Source organism: Flavihumibacter stibioxidans, from assembly GCF_014332695.1.
Taxonomy (GTDB): Bacteria; Bacteroidota; Bacteroidia; order Chitinophagales; family Chitinophagaceae; genus Flavihumibacter; species Flavihumibacter stibioxidans.
Genome location: NZ_MBUA01000027.1, coordinates 310093 through 328884 on the forward strand (window position 1 = coordinate 310093; position 18792 = coordinate 328884).

Annotated in this window: 18 protein-coding genes; 3 read left to right on the plus strand and 15 right to left on the minus strand. The window is 48.6% G+C overall.

Annotated features, from left to right (window positions below):
• Window positions 1-25: 25 nt before the first annotated feature.
• Genes moaA through BC349_RS15295 form a run of 11 tightly spaced genes read right to left on the minus strand, consistent with a single transcriptional unit; the run spans window position 26 to window position 10513 of the window.
• Window positions 26-1015 (minus strand): GTP 3',8-cyclase MoaA, encoded by a 990-nt coding sequence (gene moaA / locus BC349_RS15245; RefSeq protein WP_187257629.1) that lies wholly within the window; start codon window positions 1013-1015, stop codon window positions 26-28.
• On the minus strand, window positions 1000-1605 hold the full coding sequence (locus BC349_RS15250; RefSeq protein WP_187257630.1) for a nucleotidyltransferase family protein: 606 nt from the start codon (window positions 1603-1605) through the stop codon (window positions 1000-1002). The genes moaA and BC349_RS15250 overlap by 16 nt, the downstream gene beginning before the upstream one ends.
• Window positions 1606-1625: 20 nt before the next feature.
• A complete protein-coding gene (locus BC349_RS15255) occupies window positions 1626-2783 on the minus strand; it encodes an XdhC family protein (protein WP_187257631.1) in 1158 nt (385 codons plus the stop codon).
• Between the two features lie 21 nt (window positions 2784-2804).
• Window positions 2805-3794: an XdhC family protein gene (locus tag BC349_RS15260; RefSeq protein WP_187257632.1), complete on the minus strand. Its 990-nt coding sequence runs from the start codon at window positions 3792-3794 to the stop codon at window positions 2805-2807.
• Window positions 3787-4926, minus strand: a complete 1140-nt coding sequence (locus BC349_RS15265) for a vWA domain-containing protein (protein WP_187257633.1) — start codon at window positions 4924-4926, stop codon at window positions 3787-3789. The genes BC349_RS15260 and BC349_RS15265 overlap by 8 nt, the downstream gene beginning before the upstream one ends.
• Window positions 4927-4940: 14 nt before the next feature.
• A complete protein-coding gene (locus BC349_RS15270) occupies window positions 4941-5816 on the minus strand; it encodes an AAA family ATPase (RefSeq protein WP_343063740.1) in 876 nt (291 codons plus the stop codon).
• 4 nt (window positions 5817-5820) lie between these two features.
• Complete coding sequence (locus BC349_RS15275; protein ID WP_187257634.1) at window positions 5821-6345, minus strand: SRPBCC family protein; 525 nt, start codon at window positions 6343-6345, stop codon at window positions 5821-5823.
• 25 nt (window positions 6346-6370) lie between these two features.
• Window positions 6371-8737: an aerobic carbon-monoxide dehydrogenase large subunit gene (locus tag BC349_RS15280; protein ID WP_187257635.1), complete on the minus strand. Its 2367-nt coding sequence runs from the start codon at window positions 8735-8737 to the stop codon at window positions 6371-6373.
• Window positions 8738-8769: 32 nt separating this feature from the next.
• Complete coding sequence (locus tag BC349_RS15285) at window positions 8770-9273, minus strand: (2Fe-2S)-binding protein (protein WP_187257636.1); 504 nt, start codon at window positions 9271-9273, stop codon at window positions 8770-8772.
• Between the two features lie 26 nt (window positions 9274-9299).
• The gene (locus tag BC349_RS15290) at window positions 9300-10169 is read right to left on the minus strand and encodes an FAD binding domain-containing protein (RefSeq protein WP_187257637.1); all 870 of its coding nucleotides are present in this window, start codon (window positions 10167-10169) and stop codon (window positions 9300-9302) included.
• Window positions 10166-10513, minus strand: a complete 348-nt coding sequence (locus BC349_RS15295; RefSeq protein ID WP_187257638.1) for a hypothetical protein — start codon at window positions 10511-10513, stop codon at window positions 10166-10168. Before BC349_RS15295 ends, BC349_RS15290 begins: the two co-directional genes overlap by 4 nt.
• Before the next feature lie 475 nt (window positions 10514-10988).
• Between BC349_RS15295 and BC349_RS15300 the strand changes: the two genes are divergently transcribed.
• Complete coding sequence (locus BC349_RS15300) at window positions 10989-11936, plus strand: c-type cytochrome (RefSeq protein WP_187257639.1); 948 nt, start codon at window positions 10989-10991, stop codon at window positions 11934-11936.
• A 13-nt stretch (window positions 11937-11949) separates the two neighbouring features.
• On the plus strand, window positions 11950-12585 hold the full coding sequence (locus BC349_RS15305; protein ID WP_187257640.1) for a hypothetical protein: 636 nt from the start codon (window positions 11950-11952) through the stop codon (window positions 12583-12585).
• 16 nt (window positions 12586-12601) lie between these two features.
• On the opposite strand, the gene BC349_RS15310 is transcribed toward BC349_RS15305, so the two are convergent.
• Genes BC349_RS15310 through BC349_RS15325 form a run of 4 tightly spaced genes read right to left on the minus strand, consistent with a single transcriptional unit; the run spans window position 12602 to window position 17579 of the window.
• Complete coding sequence (locus BC349_RS15310; protein ID WP_187257641.1) at window positions 12602-13321, minus strand: pyridoxine 5'-phosphate synthase; 720 nt, start codon at window positions 13319-13321, stop codon at window positions 12602-12604.
• A gap of 22 nt (window positions 13322-13343) precedes the next feature.
• On the minus strand, window positions 13344-15827 hold the full coding sequence (locus BC349_RS15315) for a TonB-dependent receptor (RefSeq protein WP_246456986.1): 2484 nt from the start codon (window positions 15825-15827) through the stop codon (window positions 13344-13346).
• 30 nt (window positions 15828-15857) lie between these two features.
• Window positions 15858-16508 carry a ribulose-phosphate 3-epimerase gene (gene rpe, locus BC349_RS15320; RefSeq protein ID WP_187257642.1) on the minus strand — a complete coding sequence of 217 codons (651 nt, stop codon included), beginning with the start codon at window positions 16506-16508 and terminating at the stop codon, window positions 15858-15860.
• 60 nt (window positions 16509-16568) lie between these two features.
• Window positions 16569-17579: a tetratricopeptide repeat protein gene (locus BC349_RS15325; RefSeq protein ID WP_187257643.1), complete on the minus strand. Its 1011-nt coding sequence runs from the start codon at window positions 17577-17579 to the stop codon at window positions 16569-16571.
• Window positions 17580-17652: 73 nt separating this feature from the next.
• Between BC349_RS15325 and BC349_RS15330 the strand changes: the two genes are divergently transcribed.
• Window positions 17653-18780 carry a TolB family protein gene (locus BC349_RS15330; RefSeq protein WP_187257644.1) on the plus strand — a complete coding sequence of 376 codons (1128 nt, stop codon included), beginning with the start codon at window positions 17653-17655 and terminating at the stop codon, window positions 18778-18780.
• The last annotated feature ends 12 nt before the right edge of the window (window positions 18781-18792 follow it).

Consider the following 18792-nt stretch of genomic DNA (forward strand, 5'->3'; position numbering starts at 1 on the left):
TAAAATTCTTTTGTTAAGTACCCCGCTATCCGCCGATGGTGATCATACTGCGGTTGTGAATGGTTTCGGCATGTATCTTTTCAAAATCTTCGGTAAACTGCCCGCCATGTTCCTTTTTCTTGGCCTTAATGCTGGCGTTTATAAGGGGCAGGATGTCTTCACCGTTTCGAAATGGATTGAGCAGGTCGGTCTCTTCCTGCGAGAACAGGCAATTCTTGAGTTTGCCATCTGCCGTCAGGCGAATGCGGTTGCAGGAGCCGCAGAAATTGGCACTCATGGTGCTGATGACGGCAAAGGTTCCGGCATGGCCGGGTACCATATATTTTTTGGCTGTATCGTGAGGATCGTTTTCCAGTGGAAGGATATCATATTGTGTGCCGACTTCCTGCAGGATTTCCTGCCAGGTGACCACTTTATTACTTGTCCATCTGTTACCGCTGAATGGCATGAATTCAATGAAACGAACATGCACAGGTTGCCTGCGGGTCCACTCCACAAATTCATTGATCTCGTTTTCGTTCATGTCTTTCATCACCACCATATTCACTTTCACATGAAAACCTTCCTGCAACAGCAACTGGATATTGTCATATACCCGAAAGAACTGGTCGCGACGGGTAACCAGTAAAAATTTGTCGCGGTTCAGGGTATCCAGGCTGATGTTAAGGGAACGGATGCCGGCCTCTTTCAGCAGTCCGATGTATTCATGTATCCGGCTTCCATTGGTGGTAAGGGTCAGGTTAACAGGCAGGCGTGACAATGATAACAATATATCGCCGGCATCTTTTCTTACCAGTGGTTCGCCACCTGTAAGGCGGATCTTGTCAACGCCCTGTTCCACAAAGAGCCGGGCAATGGATTCAATTTCACCAGCCTGCATCAGCCGGCTGGCCGGGGTAAAATCATAATCCTCTTCCGGCATGCAGTAGAAGCAACGGAAATTACAATTATCGGTGAGGGATATCCGAAGATAATTGTGCGACCGTCCAAATGTATCTGTCAGTTTTTTCTCCATTGCGCTTGCTGAATGAATGTTTCGTAATCTTTTTTTGTGTCGATGTCGATAGCTCCTTCCGGGAAATCAACGATTGCAACGTCCTCTCCATACTGTTTGATCAGTTTCCTGGCCCCGGCATCCCCTTCCAGTTCAAGCAGTGCAGGAAATATATTCCTGGTAAAAAGGGCGGGAGTGCCCAGGTTGTCCTGATACCTGCTGGCTACGATTGGTTTCCAGCCCGACTGCCGGGTGCGGATCAATTCCTTCAGAAGGTCCACACTGACAAATGGCTGGTCGCATACCATGAAAATTACCGAATCCAATGCCGGCTCCCGTTCGATAGCTGCTTCCAGCCCAGCCTTTAGCGAGGTGGACATTCCTTTATTCCAATTTGTATTTTCCACAATGTGTAAGGCCATCCCTTCCAGTTCTTTTCTGATCAGTTCGTTGTTTGCACCCACCACCACCACCACTGGTTTTAAACCTGTTGCCATAGCAGTATTGGCCGCCTGCCACAACAGGCTTTTCCCCTTGTAAGGTAACAATTGTTTGGGTTCCCCGAGCCTGCTGGAGGAACCGGCAGCAAGGATCACAATTCCACAATGCATATCGCTATGGTTGCCAGTTGTCAACGGATGTGTTTTTCAATTATTAGAGTTTCCTGTCTGGAATGGATTACATCCTGTTTGTGGCGGAGTGATTGCCCGCTTTTTCCCGTCATTACGGATTTTATCTCCGATATAATGGAAAGGGCAATTTCTTCTGCGGTTTCTGCACCGATCTCCAGCCCCACCGGGCCATAGATACGGGATAACTGCTCAGCAGTTGGTTCAATGCCTTCCGCTTTAAGGTCACCCAGCATCCTGTCCAGCTTTTTCTTTGGCCCCAACGCACCGATATATACCACCTTGGTTTTGATCAGGGCCTTCAACATAGCCAGGTCATAATTGTAATTGTGGGTCATCAGGACAAATACGGTTTGTTCGTCGATGGGTATTTGTTGAAGTACATTTTCCGGTTTGGATACCAGCACCTGGCAGGCGCTGACAAATCTTTCTCTTTTGGCGTGTGTAGGACGGCCATCTGCCACCCTGGTTTCCCAGCCTAGGGTGTCTGCTATAGCCACTACAGGCAGAACATCATTGCCGGCACCAATGATTACCAGGGACACAGGTGGCTGCACAAATTCGATGAACGCATGAATATTGTGTTCGTTGGATACATAATTGTGGAATGCAGAACGCTGTTCATTGTATGCGGTTTTTACATCTTCGAGTAGTGCTGCCCGTAAGTTATCATCCCCAAGGTTGCCGCTTATAGTACCGTCCTCTTCCATCAGCAGGCAGGTGCCGTGTTGCGAAGATTTTTTATCCTCCAGGTCAAAGAGGGTGACCAGTACAAATTTCTGGCGTTTTGCAGTTGCCTTGCGGAGAAGTTCTGCCGGGTTTCCCGGGATGTCTTCCCTGATGGGCTCCATCAGCACCTGAATTACACCAGCACAGCCCAGCTGCACGCCAATGGTGGCATCGTCTTCATCGCTGGTATCATAAGTGACCAGCCTCGATTGCTGCTGATTTAGTACCAGCAGGGCTTTTCGCAGGGCATCACCTTCCAGGCACCCCCCGCTGATGGCACCTGTCATCTGCCCCTCATCTGTCACCAGCATGCGCGCTCCCGGACGGCGATAGGATGATCCTTCCAGGTGAACAACTGTAACGAGTGCAGATTTTTTGCCGGACTCACGACTGTCATCATACGCTTTTATGATCGATTGGATCTCTTTCATGGCTATTCATTTTCGGCCTGCTCAGGCTTTTTCCCGGTGCATATACTTCTCCGGTTCCAGCTCAAATTTAGTCTTGCAGCCATCACAGCAGAAATAGACTTTTTCTCCTTTATACTCGAGGATATGTTTCGGGTGGTTGATATCCACCGGAACCCCGCAAACCGGGTTGATGTAAAATTTGGGCTTACCCGCTTCCTGCCGGGTATCGTCAAACTGGGTAAAACCTGCAGTGGCAGGCAGGCTGCTTTTTACGGAAATAATCTCAGCCAATATGCTGATGGCCACTTCCTCTGGCGTTTTGGCGTTGATATCAAGTCCGGCAGGAGTTTTAATGGCAGCTATCCGTTCCTCGTTCAGCCCCGAACTTCTTAAATATTCCAGCATTGACTGGCCTTTTTTCTGGCTTGCCACAAAACCAATATAGGCATGTTCCTTACCCAGTGCCTGTTCCATGGCCGCTTCATCCTCTTCTCCCTGTGTGGCCACTACGATGCAGGAGGCGGGAGTGGTTTTTACCTGTTCAAGGTGGTAGCGTGTAATCAGTTCATCCGGTTTTTCGAATGTGTCGATTTTAGCATCTTCCGCTATGGCGGTCACGCGGTAACCTGCCAGTTTGCCGAATTTCACCAGTGCCTTTGCGATGGCTGTTTTGCCCATCACTACCAGGTGGGGAAGCGGTAAAACCGGTTCGATGAATACTTCTACGGTGCCTTCACTCTGGCAGGTCATTTTATATTCCATAACTCCTTCCTGTTGGTTATTGCTAATGCCGCGACCAATCCTGACCAGGCGGCTTTTTCCTGTTTTCATGGCTTCCTCTGACTCCTTGATGAGGATGGCCCGCACACAACCACCGCCAACCCAGCCGATGATCTCGCCAAATTTATTGATAATCGCTTTATCGCCGGTCTTGCCGCTGCTGGGCGCTTCACGCTTTACCACAATGGCCAGGGAAAAGGGTTCCTGTTTCCTGCGCAGGTCCTGGCATGTATTTAAAAATTGATCAAGCATGCTGTAAAATATTTTCCAGTTCCAGTAAACTCTCGAGGTTATGTGCCGGCCTGAAGGTATCAATGGAAGGCAGGGCTGCTTTCATACCCCTGGCTGTGGGTTCATAACCTTTCATTCCTTTTAAAGGGTTGAGCCAGATGATTCTTTTGGTGCGCATCTGAATGGTGCGCAATGTTTTTGCCAGGTGTTCAGGGTCCCCGGTATCCAGCCCGTCACTTAAAACAATTAAAGTGGGCGAACCGTTCAGCAATTGTTTGCCATATTTTTCGCGGAAGTTTTCCAGGCATTCACCGATCCTGGTGCCACCCGACCAGTTATCGGCCTGCTCGCTGATGGTGGCCAGTACGGAATCGAGGCGGTTGAGTTGCAGTGCCTTCGTGACCCTTAGCAATCTTGTACTGAAAGTGAATGCTTCCAGTTGCCTGAAATGCTGTCGCAGTGCACAGATGAAACGAAGCAGGAAATGACTGTACTTGTCCATCGAACCGCTTACATCCAGCAGAACGATCAACCGTTGTTTTTTGGGTTTTTGTGATCTCCGGAACAGTTCTATGGGTTCTCCGCCACAGGAAATGCTTTTCCTGATAGTTCGCCGCAGGTTGATCCGGTCAGATTGTTTCGAATCCATCATCCTCCTGCGCATCCGCATGGCCATCTCCCGAAACAGTTTTTTGGATAATTCCTCCAGTTTTTCAGCATCCGTTCCACCGATCCTGGACAGGTCAGTTTTTTTCAGTCGCTCATTTTCATTGGCACCGGAAACCTGGGGCGAGTCCGTTTCCGTTTCACCCGCTGCACCCATTCCCAGCATTACCAGGGAGGCATTGGTCTTCTTTTCCACGGTACCCTGAACAGTTGTTTTGTTTTTTTGGGAGGGCAGATCAATGGGGTTGGTATCCCAGTAAAGGAGAAAAATCTTTTCAAATAACCGGCGTTCCCCGGGGGACTTGCACCAGATCGTTTTAAGCGCGTTTTTATACTGTTTTCGTTCGGTTAAGAGGCCTGTGTCGGCTGCCAATAATGCTTCCTGTGTTTCTGTCAGGCCAATATTCAGCCCATGGCTTCTGGCAAACTGCGCAAAAGCCACAATACCCTGGGTAATACTGGTGGTTTCAAATGCCTGTTGTTTCATGGGGCAAAAAATATTTATGCCAGGAATGCATCCGGGCCCTCTGCCCTGATCAGTGTAATGTCTTCATTCGTTTTTAAAATGGAACCTAATGTTTTCTCAAGCGCAGCCTGGTTGATTTCCCTGTACCCCAGTGCCATCAATGATTCTGCCCAGTCAATGGTTTCCGATACGCCTGGTGTTTTTGCCAGTTTCCTGAACCTGAACTGGTGCACGGTGCGTACTACCTGTTCCAGTAATTTGTTTTCAATGCCGGGCAGGCGTTTCCTTACAATCTGCATTTCCTTCTCCAGGTCGGGATAGTCGATCCAATGGTAAAGACACCTTCTTTTTAGCGCATCACTCAACTCACGGGTACGGTTAGACGTAAGTATAACAAAGGGTTTGTGTTTGGCCTTGATGGTGCCGATCTCGGGTATACTTATCTGGAAAGCCGAAAGTAGTTCCAGCAAAAAGGCTTCAAACTCTTCATCGGAACGGTCAAGCTCATCTATCAGCAGCACGGGCGACCCGAGCTCCTGTGTGATGGATTCCAGCAGGGGGCGTCTCAACAGGTATTCGCTGCCGAAAATATGCTTCTCCTTCTGCTCAACCGACAACCCGCTTTCTTCCTGAAGTTTGATACCAAGCAGTTGTTTCTGGTAATTCCATTCATATACCGCTGAGTTTATGTCAAGTCCCTCGTAACACTGAAGACGTATCAGTTTGGTATCGAGTAAATGCGACAGGGCGAGCGCCACCTCTGTTTTACCCACACCGGGCGGACCTTCCAGCAGAAGGGGTTTCCGCAATTTCAGCATGAGAAAAATAGAAGTGGCGAACTCCTCGTCCAAAACATACTGCATCCTGTCCAGCGCCGTAATGATCTCTTCCTGGTTATTGAATTGGTTCACCGCATTATTTTTTTCCGAACATTCCTTTGATCATTCCGCCAACCATTGAACCCGCGCTCAATGTATTATCCACCTGCTCACCGGCCAGTTGCTTCTTGAAATTATTCACGAACTGGTCGAATACCTGGTTGGATACATCATTGATAAGCCGTGATCCGAACTGTGCCATCATGCCGGTTACATTCACTTCCATTGTCACATTCACATCGGTGCCGCCGTCCTTTTCTGCCAGTTGTCCGTCCATTTTCATGTCTGCGCCACCCTTTCCCTTGCTGTCGGTTCCCACGCCTTTGAGCGACATTTTCCTGGTTTCGGCATTGCGCTCCAGGAAAGTGATCAGGCCATCATATTTGGCTTTTACCGGTCCGAATTTCAACTCCACTTCCCCTTTGTAATTGTCGTTATCGACGGTTTCGGTGAGGGAAGCACCCGGCACGCAGGTGACGACCTGCGCCGGGTTGGTAAGATTACTCCACACCGCATCTATGGGATGCTCCACGTGGAAGGATTTTGTTATGCTCGTTGTCATTGTTACATGGTTTGTTTGTTACGCGCTAAATAGCTCCTTTTTCTTTCAATGCCTTCCAAACCTTGAACGGGGTGATCGGTATATCAAGGTGCGTGATTCCATATGGGCTCAGCGCATCCACGATGGCATTGGCAATGGCCGGTGGCGCACCCACTGTAGGTGATTCGCCCACACCTTTTGCACCGATGGGGTGGTGGGGAGATGGCGTTACCGTATGGCCGGTTTCCCATTTGGGTGATTCTACCGCTGTTGGCACCAGGTAGTCCATAAAGGTTCCGTTCAGGATATTGCCCGCTTCATCATAGATCAGTTCCTCATACATAGCAGGGGCAATGCCCTGGGTCAGTCCGCCATGTACCTGCCCCTGCACGATCATCGGGTTGATGATGTTTCCGCAGTCGTCAATGGCCACGAAACGTCGAACTTTGATGGCCCCGGTTTCCTTATCCACATCAACCACGCAGATATAGGCGCCTGAAGGAAAGGTGAGGTTCGGCGGGTCGTAATAATGCGTTGCCTCAAATCCGGCTTCCATGCCCTGCGGGTGATTGGTATAGGATGCAAAAACGATCTCCTGTATGGTCTTGGATTTTTCCGGCGCTCCTTTCACAAAGAATTTTCCGGGTTCCCATTCGAGGTCGTCCTCGCTTACTTCGAGCAGGTAGGCAGCGATCTTGCGGGCTTTGTCGCGCAACTTACGGGCAGCCATAGCCGCAGCAGCTCCTGCTGTGGGGGTACTGCGCGATGCATAGGTTCCAAGTCCGTACGGTGCAGTATCAGTATCACCTTCTTCCACTGCAATGTTTTCTGCCGGTATTCCCAGTTCTTCTGCAATAATCTGGGCATAGGTGGTCTCGTGACCCTGGCCCTGCGACTTGGTGCCAAAGCGGGCGATGGCCTTACCGGTCGGATGCACCCGGATTTCAGCACTGTCGAACATCTTGATTCCAAGAATATCAAAATCTTTGGATGGTCCGGCACCAACGATCTCTGTAAAAGTGGAGATGCCGATTCCCATCAGTTCACCTTTCTTTCTTTTCTCCGCCTGTTCTGCGCGCAGCTGGTGATAATTCACGGCATCCATGGCTTTCAATAACCCTTTGTGATAATCGCCACTGTCATAGATCCAGCCTGTAGGAGATTTCCAGGGGAAGTCTTCCTTTTTAATAAAGTTATCCAGCCTTAATTGTGCAGGGTCTTTGCCAACCTCCATCGCAAAACGATCCGTCATGCGTTCGATGGCGTGTACGGCCTCCGTTACCCTGAAAGAGCAGCGGTAAGCAACACCCCCTGGCGGTTTGTTGGTATAAACTGCATCTGCTTCCATGAAGGCGGTTCCGTAATCATAGGAACCTGTTGCGATGGAGAACATTCCCGTGGGGAATTTGGATGGGTTGGCTGATGCATCTGTATAACCATGGTCGGCCAGAATCTTGAACCGGGTGGCCAGTATCTTTCCGTCTTTTGTGCCAGCCATTTCAGCCGTAATATGGTAATCCCTGGCGAAGGAATCTGCCTGCAGGTTTTCACTGCGGTCTTCAATCCATTTTACCGGTTTTCCTACCAGGAAAGAAACGGCTATCGCGATGACATATCCCGGGTAAACAGGAACCTTGCCACCGAACCCACCACCAATATCAGGTGAGATCACGCGGATCTTTTCTTCTGTCAGTCCCACATGCCCGGCCACCAGCGCAATCACTGTGCGGATAGCATGCGGTGCCTGGGTGGTCATGTACATGGTGAGATGGTTGTTGATCTTGTCATAGTCTGCCACGCAGCCGCAGGTTTCAATGGAGGCAACGTGGATACGCGGGATATGCATCTGTTCTTTAACCACAATATCAGCTTTGGAAAACACCTCCTCGGTTTTGGCCTTGTCGCCTGCTTCCCAATGCCAGATATGATTGTCAGTTTTGCCGGGTTTGTCGGGCCTTAAAACCGGTGCCCCGGGCTCCAGTGATTTATAAGGATCGATGACCGGTTTCATGGGTTCATACTCAACTTTAACGGCTTCACGTCCGTCGCGGGCGGCATATTTGCTGGTAGCAATCACCGCCGCCACTTCCTGTGCCTGGTACATCACCGTATCAGTGGGCAGCACCATCTGGGTGTCCGACATAAGGGTGGGCATCCAGTGCAGGTTGTATTTTTCGAGGTCCCGGCCCGTTACCACGGCTATTACACCGGGCACTTTCATGGCCGCTTCGATATTGATGTTTTTAATCTTTGCATAGGCATAAGGACTCCTTACAATGTCCATATACAACATGCCCGGAAGTTTTATATCATCCACATAATGGCCTTTGCCCTGGATAAAGCGGATGTCTTCCTTTCTTTTGAGGGAATGGCCCATGCCACCGATTTCCCTGGATGTTTTGCATTTGTTCATATAGCAAATGGTTGAATCGTTTGATGAATGGATTATACGAATTCAGGTTCGGTGGAAGGCAGTTCCTCTCCGCGGATCTTGGCGCCCGCATACTGAATGGCCTTCACGATATTATTGTAGCCGGTACAACGGCAAAGGTTACCCGCAATTCCCCAGCGGATCTCTTCTTCGGTCGGGTTCGGGTTGTTGGCCAGCAGCTCAGTGGCCCTTAATATCATTCCAGGCGTGCAGAATCCGCAGTGCAGGCCATGGTTTTCCTTGAAACCCTCCTGCAATGGAGACAGTTGTCCGTCTTTAGCCACCCCTTCAATGGTGGTGATGGATTTACCATTGGCCTGAACAGCCAGCACGGTGCAGGATTTGACTGATTTCCCGTCCAGCAGGATGGTACAGGCGCCGCAGCTGGATGTGTCACACCCAATGTGCGTTCCCGTTAGATTCAGCAATTCCCTTATCATGTGAACCAGCAGCAGCCTCGGTTCCACCTCCAGTGTGTGTTGTTCGCCGTTGACAGTAACGGTTATTTGCTTAAGCATATCGTTGGGATTTTTCGTTTTTGATTTTATTGGCGGGCCTTGTTGGCGGCTTCGTGGATCATGCGTTTTACGAGTACGGCCACCATTGCCCGTTTGTATTCTTCACTTCCCCGGAGGTCTGAAGAAGGGCTGCAATCTTCAGAAGCAAGCCGGGCAGCCTCATCTATGGATTCTTCTGAAAGCGGTTTGCCAATCAAGGCAGCTTCCGAACGACCGGCACGCATTGGGGTGGGATTTACATTGGTGAGGCCGATGCCGGCTGCTTTTACCATGCCATCATCACCGAGGGTGAGCTGCACTGCCACCCCTGCGGTGGCATAATCACCCACTTTTCGCTCCAGTTTGTGATAAGCACTCCCCGTACCTGCCGGCGGAACCGGGATTTGGATTTCGGTCAGGATCTCCCCATGCTGCAGGGCGGTCATGTAAAAGCCATAGAAGAATTCATCAATGGGGATTTCACGCGGACCATCCGCACCTGTGGCAACAATGGTGGCATTCAGGGCCATCATTACCGCGGGATGATCATTGGCTGCGTCGCCATGTGCCAGGTTCCCACCAATGGTACCCATATTGCGAACCTGCGGATCAGCAATGAGTTTGGTGGCATCCCTGAAAATCGGGAAAATTTTTGCCAGGGTTTCAGACCGCTCCAGATCCACCTCCCGGGTGAGTGCCCCGATTTTAATCTTCCCGCCTTCTTCCCTGATATAGGAGAGACCGGGAATATTGTTGATGTCGATCAGCGCTTCGGGCGTGGCAAAACGCAGCTTCATCATCGGGATCAGGCTGTGCCCCCCTGAAAGGATCTTAGCTTCGTCACCATACTGGTGAAGCAGTTGGATGGCCTCTTCTAAAGTGCCGGGTGATTCGTACTGAAAGGATTGGGGAATCATAACTGTTTGTTTTTTATATGGCTTGTCAATTGAAAGATTTTTTCCATCCAGCGGAACTTCTTCATGTTGAATGCAATGCCCGACAGGATGATGGCTACACCTAAATAATATAAAGGCTGTCCGCCACTGTGCAGTACACTTATGATGATGCAGGTACTTCCTGCAACTGCCAGCCCTACTGCATACCAGGTACGCCGATCCTTATAACTCAGGAATAGACTGGTAATGGTCAGCAGACAAAAGAAAAGAGAGATCAGCAGGGTGGAAGTCGAACTGTGCAATTCGGTGGAACTGGCAGCCCCGCCCTTGCCACAGAGTACCATGGTACTTGAAAATGCAAGCACACAGAATGGGCATTTAGGAAGCACGGCCAGTATAATTCCGGCCAGTACACCCATACCTTTCCTTTTTTGCGAAAGTGACCTGGGCTCACTTTTACAAGGCGTGCAATCGTTTATTCTCTCAGAGCATGGCATCTCTAAAGATTTTTATATGGCAATTGGTCCGGCGGACCTTTAATTTACGACAATTCGCACAGACAACCAGCAGAAAGGCACAAATGCCTGTCTGCCCCGGACAGTAAAAGAAAATGGAACGTTAAAGCCTTAACAGGGATTTCAGGAAATTGTTGCCGGCATAGGCTGACAATTCAGGATAATGGAATAAATTTTCAGATATCGGTTAGTAACTAAATATACAAAAGCCCTGATTTCTGCCGATATTTTTTTACAATTCAGGATTTAATATTCTCAGTTCATTCCTGTTGGGTTTGCCGGCTCCTTGATGTCGCTATACTTTCGGCATCAAAACCTTTTCTGAATGAAAAAGATTCTCAAATGGCTGGGAGTAATTATCCTGGTTTTATTGGGTGGCGTTACCATTGCCACCAGCTTTCGCCAGCACATCACCTACGATGCGCCTTTTCCAGAAATCAGTGCTTCAACAGACAGTGCCATTATTGCCAGAGGCAGGCATATTGTACTCGGCCCCGGTCATTGTGTGGATTGCCACAGCAACGGCGCTGACAAAGATTCACTTCTCAGGGCGGGACTGGAACCGGAGCTTTCCGGTGGCTATAAATTTGAACTGCCCTTCGGGAATTTTTACACCAAAAACCTGACGCCTGATAAGGAAACAGGTATTGGCAAACTGACTGATCCCGAGATCGCACGGATCATCCGGTATGGTATACATGCCAATGGGGAAATGGTATTGCCATTTATGCCTTTCCAGGATATGACGGACGATGACCTCACTGCGGTAATATCCTACCTGCGGAAACTGAAGCCTGTAAAAAACAAAATCCCCGAACAGGAATACAACCTGATGGGAAAGCTAATCAGAGCTTTTATGCTGAAGCCATCAGGTCCATCAGAGGCTTTCCTGAACCATATAAAACCCGATACTTCGGCTGTGTATGGCCGTTATCTTTCCATGGTAGTTGCAAATTGTAATGAATGCCATACCAAACGCGACGGAGTCGGAAATTATATTGGAGAGCCGATGGCAGGCGGTATGATATTCGAAGAGCCGGGCAAGCCTACCCTGGTTACTCCCAACCTTACACCAGACAGCAGCAGCCGGATTTTTGGCTGGTCCAGGGAAATGTTCATAGGCCGGTTCCGGATGGGTAAACTGATTGAACACAGCCATATGCCATGGACAGCCTATGGACGCATGACCGACGATGAATTGTCTGCTATTTACAATTTCCTGGGAACACTCAAACCGGTAAAGACCGGAATGGTGGATATTGGCGAAGATTAGTAATTTACGGTACATGAAACCGTTTGTTTTTCTTCTGACCTTATTCCTGTCTGCCATGCACAGCCATTCACAATCAGGTAACACACTTGTTGGAGAATATTATCTCCAGTCGGTTAGGGAAACAGCATCGGGGTTCAGGCTGAATGCAGATTCGAGCTTTGATTTTTTCTTTTCCCAGGGCGCTTTGGATCGGAGCGGCAAGGGGAGATGGAGGGTGGAAAACGGTATCCTTCAACTGGACAGTGAAAAATGGCCCGGAACCGATTTTAGGTTGATTGAATCCGGAACCGTAAGTGAAAAAGGGTTCTTCATCGAAATAGCAGAAGAAAATAAGAACATCCTCGCTTTTGTTGATTGCATTCTGAAGAATGGCGATAAAACAAAGGGAGGATCTTCCAATTCACACGGTGAAATTTTCATTGAAAATGCTGAGGCCGATTCAATCCTGTTGCAATTCCGGTTTGTACCGGAGCGGATTTCCGTGTTCCGGGTAAAGGATCAGACACATAATTATTACCGCTTTGGTTTTGAGCCCTGGATGATGGAAGTATTCTTTAAAATGTTCACACTGGATATTACAAACGATGGCTTAAAGGGAAAGCATCCGCTGTTGAGAGGGGATGCTTTCCTTTATAGAAGGTCAAAATGATTTTGCTTCGCTGGTTTTACCCGGCCAATTGCCTCTTATATAACTGTATGGCATTTTCATAACCAAGGTACAACGCATCGCAGATGAGGGCATGGCCGATGGACACTTCATCCAGCCAGGGTATGTTTTGGGCGAAATATTTCAGGTTGTGGAGGTCCAGGTCGTGGCCGGCATTGAGCCCTAGCCCCAATTCATGGGCTTTTCTGGCTGCAGCAATATAAGGATTGATCGCTGCCTCCCTGTTTTCAGGATAAAGCCTGGCATAGCTTTCGGTGTACAATTCGATCCTGTCGGTGCCGGTGGCTACGGCTCCTTCTACCAGTTCGATTACCGGGTCTACGAAAATGGAGGTCCTGATCCCGGCCCCCTTAAATATTTTTATCATCTCAACCAGGTAATCCTTGTGTGTAATTGTGTCCCAGCCGTGGTCAGAGGTGAGCTGTCCTTCTGCATCCGGTACCAGCGTAACCTGGTGCGGCTTCACTTCCAGTACCAGGTCTACAAATTTCTGTTCACGGCAATTTCCTTCGATATTGAATTCCGTGGTAATGATAGGTTTTATGGCCCTGACATCCGAGTACCGGATATGTCTTTCATCAGGCCTTGGGTGTACGGTCACGCCATCTGCACCGAATAATTGCGCATCAATAGCGGCCTTGACCACATCCGGATTATTGCCTCCGCGGCTGTTCCGGATGGTGGCAAACTTGTTGATGTTAACGGAGAGTTTCGTCATGAAGCAAAGATACTATCTTCTGTTACCATCTCGCCACTAACTTCAGGTTAAGCAGCCTTGGGGTCAGCCGGTTTGGTATGGCATAAGTAGTGTTTGAAAAATCCTTGATCATCAGGTAGGAAATGGTGTTGGCCCGGTCGATGATATTGAATACTTCGAGGGTTGCCCAGATGTTTTCCACATTCCGGAAAGGGCTGTGGCTGCGGCGTTTCGTTTTGTCGCTGTCCAGCAACAGGGCGCTGAAACCCAGGTCAACCCGGATATATGGGTCAATCTTTAAGGCATTCCGGTACTTTACCGAATTGGGGATATTGTAGGGCAGGTTTGATCCGTAAATGGCGTTGACGAAAACCTTGAAGTTCCTGTTGGTGGACAGGTAATCCTGGAAAAACAATCCTACTGTCATGAAACGGTCTGTGGGCCTTCTCATCCAGCCGTTTTGGGTAAGGCTGCTGTCAACCGGCCGGTTCAATGAGTCGACATTGTATTGGTAATAGTAGTCATTGCTGATGTCTTCCCGGGTGCGCATGAATCCGACGCTAAGGTAACTCTCTGCATCTTTTACCACTTCCCCGAACAGCCTGGCTTCAATTCCGGTCGCATATGCCTTGGCGTTATTCGTACCATAATATCGCATGCGTACATTATCTAGGTCATATGGTACCACATCCCACATACTTTTAAAATACGCTTCTGTCGTGAGCCTCAGTACCTGGTTGAATGCACTGAAATTATAATCCATACCGGCGCTGACCTGCCAGCTTTTCTGTGCTTGCAGGCTGTAATTGATGCTGCCGTCATAGCGGCGCATTTCGCGATAGAAGGGAGGCTGCTGGTATAATCCGGCGCTTCCCCTGAAAATAATATCCCTTTTCCATTTCATGGGTTTCCAGGAAATGCCAGCCCTGGGTGAAATAAGGATTTCCCGGTTGAGGTCATTGTAGTTTAATCTGAATCCCGCCTGTACCGATACACCGGAGGAATCGCCGAGGGTAATATTGTCCTGGATATAGGCACTGTAACGGTTAACCGAAAAATCGGCATTTGAATGTAAGGCTCTGAAAAGGGATAATTCACCCGGCTGGTAGGGGAGGGAATAACCGGCGGAATCCTGGAACTCGAATTCCCTGATTTGGTCACTGACTCGCTGGTGGTCAAATGATATTCCCCACATCCAGTAATGGTTGCCTCTGTCATAAAAGCCTTTGTGGGAAAGATTCCAAACATTAATGTTTAAAAAATTGCGGGCATAGTTCTGAAAAATGCCGGCGCCAAGCGGATTGACGATCAGCCCGAAATCGGGCTGGCTTTTGTCAAATGATCGTTCACCAAAAAGATAGGCGCCGGTAATATCGATGGATTCGGATTCCCTGTTCTTGAATCGCGACGCCATCCATTTCAGGCGAAGATTCTTTCCTGCCTGCTGGTTTAAGGACAATCCTGCCATATTGGTTTTATACCGGTCCTGCTCACGGCCATCAAAATATATGTCCATCCCCAGGTTGGACGTGAAAAAGGGGGAAAAAACAGACGCTGACGGCTGACTGAATTCCGGTACCAGGGTGAATTTGGTCTGGGACAGGTTTCCGAAGAGTTCGGCTGTCCACTTTTGATTGAACTGCCAGCTCAGCAAGCCTTGCAGGTCAGCAGAGGATGGAACGTAATTGCCCTTGGTTTCCTGGCTGCCAAGCAGGTTACGGTTACTCCTGTGCCTGCCGCCAATGATATAGCTGAACTTATTCTTAAAGCCGCTACCTTCCAGGTGTAATCCCTGTTCCAGCAGGCTTATATACGCTGAGCCGCCCGCCTTTCCGGAATTTTTGTACCTGATGTCCAGCACCGATGATAATTTATCGCCATACCTGGCCTGGAAACCGCCGTTGTAAAAGTTTACGGACCTGGTCATTTCCGGGTTGATAAAACTGAGCCCTTCCTGCTGGCCGCTCCTCACCAGATAAGGACGGTAAACCTCAAAATCATTAACATAGATGATGTTCTCATCATAACTGCCACCCCGTACAGTATAGTTGGAAGTAAGTTCATTGTTCGAGCCCACAAATACCTTGATAAGGCTTTCAATACCGCCACCGGGGGTGGGGATATTAATGGCTTGTTTGGGATTGATGGTTACAAGCCCTGCTTCCCGTCTGCTTCGTTCATCTGTAACCGTTACTTCCTTTAATTCAGTACTGCCTTTCTCCAGTTTTATCGTAATCATTTCCTCTTCAGCGCTATTGAGTAAAAAATTACGCTGCACCGTTTTGTATCCGGTATGCGAAAATATAAGTGCGAAAGCCTTGCCCGGCTGCACCTGTAGCCGGAATTGCCCCGAGTCACCGGATCTTGTGCCTCCTTGTTTTCCCATGACGGTAACATTCACACCCGGCAATGGAAAGTCGTTTTCATCCAGGATTTTTCCGGAGATAATGGCAGTCTGGCTGTTTGCTACACCCGGCATTACAGCCAGGCCAAACATTAAAATGAAAGCAAAGAGGAAAGGTTTCAACAGTGCTGTTTTGAATGCGCGCGCCGCATATTAATCTGTAATATGTTTCAGGGCTGAGATGGTTGCTTTGGGATCCGGTGAATGGAAAACCGCGCTGCCCGCCACCAGTACATGCGCCCCTGCCTCGGCCAGCTGCCTTGCATTGTTCAGGTCCACTCCGCCATCGATTTCAATTTTTACAGGCAGTCCAAGCTGGTCTATCCGCTGGCGCAAAGTCCTGATCTTATTGTACGTGTGCGGAATGAATTTCTGGCCTCCAAAACCCGGGTTAACACTCATGATCAGGACCAGGTCAACTTCTTCCAGTATATCCTGCAACATTTGCACCGGTGTGTGCGGATTGATGGCAACCCCGGCCACCATGCCCATTTCCTTTATTTGCTGGATATTCCGGTGCAGGTGGCGGCAGGCTTCAAAATGCACGGTAAGGATATCTGCCCCGGCCTTCCTGAATGCTTCGGTATATTTTTCGGGTTCTTCGATCATGAGATGAACATCGAACAGTTTTTTGGTAGTTGGCCTCATTTGCTGGATGACCGGAAGGCCGTAACTGATATTGTTAACGAAGCGGCCGTCCATAACGTCAAGATGAAACCAGTCAGCCTCACTTTCATCGAGCATTTTACAATCAGTTTGCAGGTCCAGGAAATTGGCCGCCAGCAATGAAGGAGATATGATCATGTAAAGAATTGAGTATTTGAATTATCTAATTTAATCAACTACAAACCACAAACAAGTTTTTTACTTTCTTCCCCTGATTCGTTCTGCGCCTTCTATGGCTTCGGTGAAGGTTTTATCTAGCGCATAAGCGCGACTGTAACTCGCCAGTGCCTCATCCTTCATGCCAAGTTCTTCATAACAACGCCCCTGCCAGTAATAAGCATCCGGAAATGTGTTGGTAACGGTGGAAGCCAGTTTGAATTGCTGAAGCGCCTCGTCAAGGTTTTTTTGTTCAAAATAAATGATTCCTTTTTCAATATAGGCTTCATGGAATTTCCAGTCCATCCTGATTACCTGGTTGAATTGTTCCAGTGCTTTTGCGGTATTTTTTATATTGGCATAATAGATGCCCTTGATGAATACGGGATCAACATTTTCCCTTGCAGAATCGCGGCTGATAACCATGTCGGCCAGTTCAAGCGCCCGTGGATTTTTAATTTCTGCATAAATATTGGCCAGGGAAAGGGCTGTCATCTGTATTGGTTGTATCCTGAAACTGGTTTCAAGATCGCGAAGGGCTGCGGCCGTGTCCTTCATTTCCATATAAAGGAGGCCTTTTTCATAGTAGGATTCAAAATCAAGCGAGTCTTCTTCAGTCATCTTTTCATAGGCAGCGATGGCCTGGTTGTACTTTCCGCTGTGAAGCAGGGCTTCTCCCATCCTTCGTTTCAGGTTGGTATTGTTCGGATAGGAATTGGTCAGCTCATTCAGCAGGTTCAAAGCCCGCTCATTTTTCCCCATCATAAACAGGCCGTTCACCAGCGCTTCCGCAAGTGGTTCCGACGGTGCCAGCTCCCATGCTTTCTCCAGATCTTTATAGGCCAGTTCATGTTCACCCTGCTGGTTTAAGAGTCCCGCACGGCGTATATAGAGTTCACGGTTCTTTTCGTCCATCCTGATGCTGTCAGTGATGCCGGCATAAGGAGGCATTTCCAGAATATTGGCCTTGCCATTTTCCTTTGGTTCACCGGAATTGCAGGCAATAATCCCCCACAAAAGGGTTAATCCTGTTATTTTAATCCATGATTTCATACTTCAAAGCTATGGTTTTCAGTAAAAATGATATTATACCAATACATTTGCGCGTTAAACTAAGCAGATAATTATGATTTCATTTTTTAACCTGGCCGGACTCGGTACTGTTGTGTTAAGTAGTTTTTTGCTTTTTACCGGAAATAACGGTAGTCATCAGTTGTTGTCAAAGAATCCGGCACCTGCCAGTCTGGCCGATACCCTGCATTACCCTGAAGAAACACATTTCAGGAACCTTCGCCAGCTCACTTTTGGCGGAGATAATGCTGAAGCTTATTTCAGCTATGATGGTAAATACCTGGTTTTCCAAAAGACCAGCGCAAAAGAAGGCATACCCTGCGACCAGATTTACATAGGAAAGATACCTGCAAATGAAAAGGAAGCATTTGTTCCCAAACTGGTAAGTTCAGGCAAAGGGCGTACCACCTGTGCTTATTTCCTGCCGGATGGCAAACACATCGTATATGCTTCCACGCACCTGGGGGGGGATGAATGCCCCCCAGTTCCCGATCGCAGTAAATACGGCAACAGGTATATCTGGCCGCTTTATGCTTCCTATGATATATTTATGGCCGATACAAATGGCGTGATTGTGAAGCAGCTTACCCATGCAAAAGGGTATGACGCGGAGGCCACTATCTCACCTGATGGCCGAAAAATGGTTTATACAAGCGATAAGGATGGTGATCTTGAATTGTATATCATGGACCTGAAAACTGGTAAGGAAAAGCGGATAACCCATACCGTTGGGTATGACGGCGGTGCCTGGTTCAGTCCCGATGGCAAAAAGCTGATCTGGCGTGCCAGCCGGCCCCAGACAGCTGAAGAAATAAAAGAGTACAAGGATTTCCTGGCCGAACACCTGGTTGCTCCCACAAAAATGGAAGTGTATACAGCGAATGTGGATGGCAGTGATATGAAGCAGATCACCAGCCTCGGACAGGCCAACTGGGCACCTGTATTCATGCCGGATAGCAAGCGGATTTTATTCGCCTCCAATCACGAATACAAGCGGGGCTTCCCTTTCAATCTTTATATGATGAACGGGGATGGCACCAACCGGGTAAAGGTCAGCCGCGATAAAGGCTTTGATGCTTTTGCCATGTTCAGTTATGATGGCAGTAAAATCGTGTTCTGCAGCAACAGAAATAATGGCGGAACAAGAGATACGAATATATTTGTAGCAGATTGGGCGGAATAATTATTAACAACA

Coding starts and splice junctions, on each gene's coding strand:
- BC349_RS15305 (WP_187257640.1), top strand. CDS start 11,950: ATGAAACCGTTTGTTTTTCTTCTGACCTTATTCCTGTCTGCCATGCAC.
- BC349_RS15280 (WP_187257635.1), bottom strand. CDS start 8,737: ATGAACAAATGCAAAACATCCAGGGAAATCGGTGGCATGGGCCATTCC.
- BC349_RS15250 (WP_187257630.1), bottom strand. CDS start 1,605: ATGCATTGTGGAATTGTGATCCTTGCTGCCGGTTCCTCCAGCAGGCTC.
- BC349_RS15300 (WP_187257639.1), top strand. CDS start 10,989: ATGAAAAAGATTCTCAAATGGCTGGGAGTAATTATCCTGGTTTTATTG.
- BC349_RS15265 (WP_187257633.1), bottom strand. CDS start 4,926: ATGAAACAACAGGCATTTGAAACCACCAGTATTACCCAGGGTATTGTG.
- moaA (WP_187257629.1), bottom strand. CDS start 1,015: ATGGAGAAAAAACTGACAGATACATTTGGACGGTCGCACAATTATCTT.
- BC349_RS15310 (WP_187257641.1), bottom strand. CDS start 13,321: ATGACGAAACTCTCCGTTAACATCAACAAGTTTGCCACCATCCGGAAC.
- BC349_RS15275 (WP_187257634.1), bottom strand. CDS start 6,345: ATGACAACGAGCATAACAAAATCCTTCCACGTGGAGCATCCCATAGAT.
- BC349_RS15255 (WP_187257631.1), bottom strand. CDS start 2,783: ATGAAAGAGATCCAATCGATCATAAAAGCGTATGATGACAGTCGTGAG.
- BC349_RS15260 (WP_187257632.1), bottom strand. CDS start 3,794: ATGCTTGATCAATTTTTAAATACATGCCAGGACCTGCGCAGGAAACAG.
- BC349_RS15325 (WP_187257643.1), bottom strand. CDS start 17,579: ATGAAATCATGGATTAAAATAACAGGATTAACCCTTTTGTGGGGGATT.
- BC349_RS15330 (WP_187257644.1), top strand. CDS start 17,653: ATGATTTCATTTTTTAACCTGGCCGGACTCGGTACTGTTGTGTTAAGT.
- rpe (WP_187257642.1), bottom strand. CDS start 16,508: ATGATCATATCTCCTTCATTGCTGGCGGCCAATTTCCTGGACCTGCAA.
- BC349_RS15290 (WP_187257637.1), bottom strand. CDS start 10,169: ATGATTCCCCAATCCTTTCAGTACGAATCACCCGGCACTTTAGAAGAG.
- BC349_RS15285 (WP_187257636.1), bottom strand. CDS start 9,273: ATGCTTAAGCAAATAACCGTTACTGTCAACGGCGAACAACACACACTG.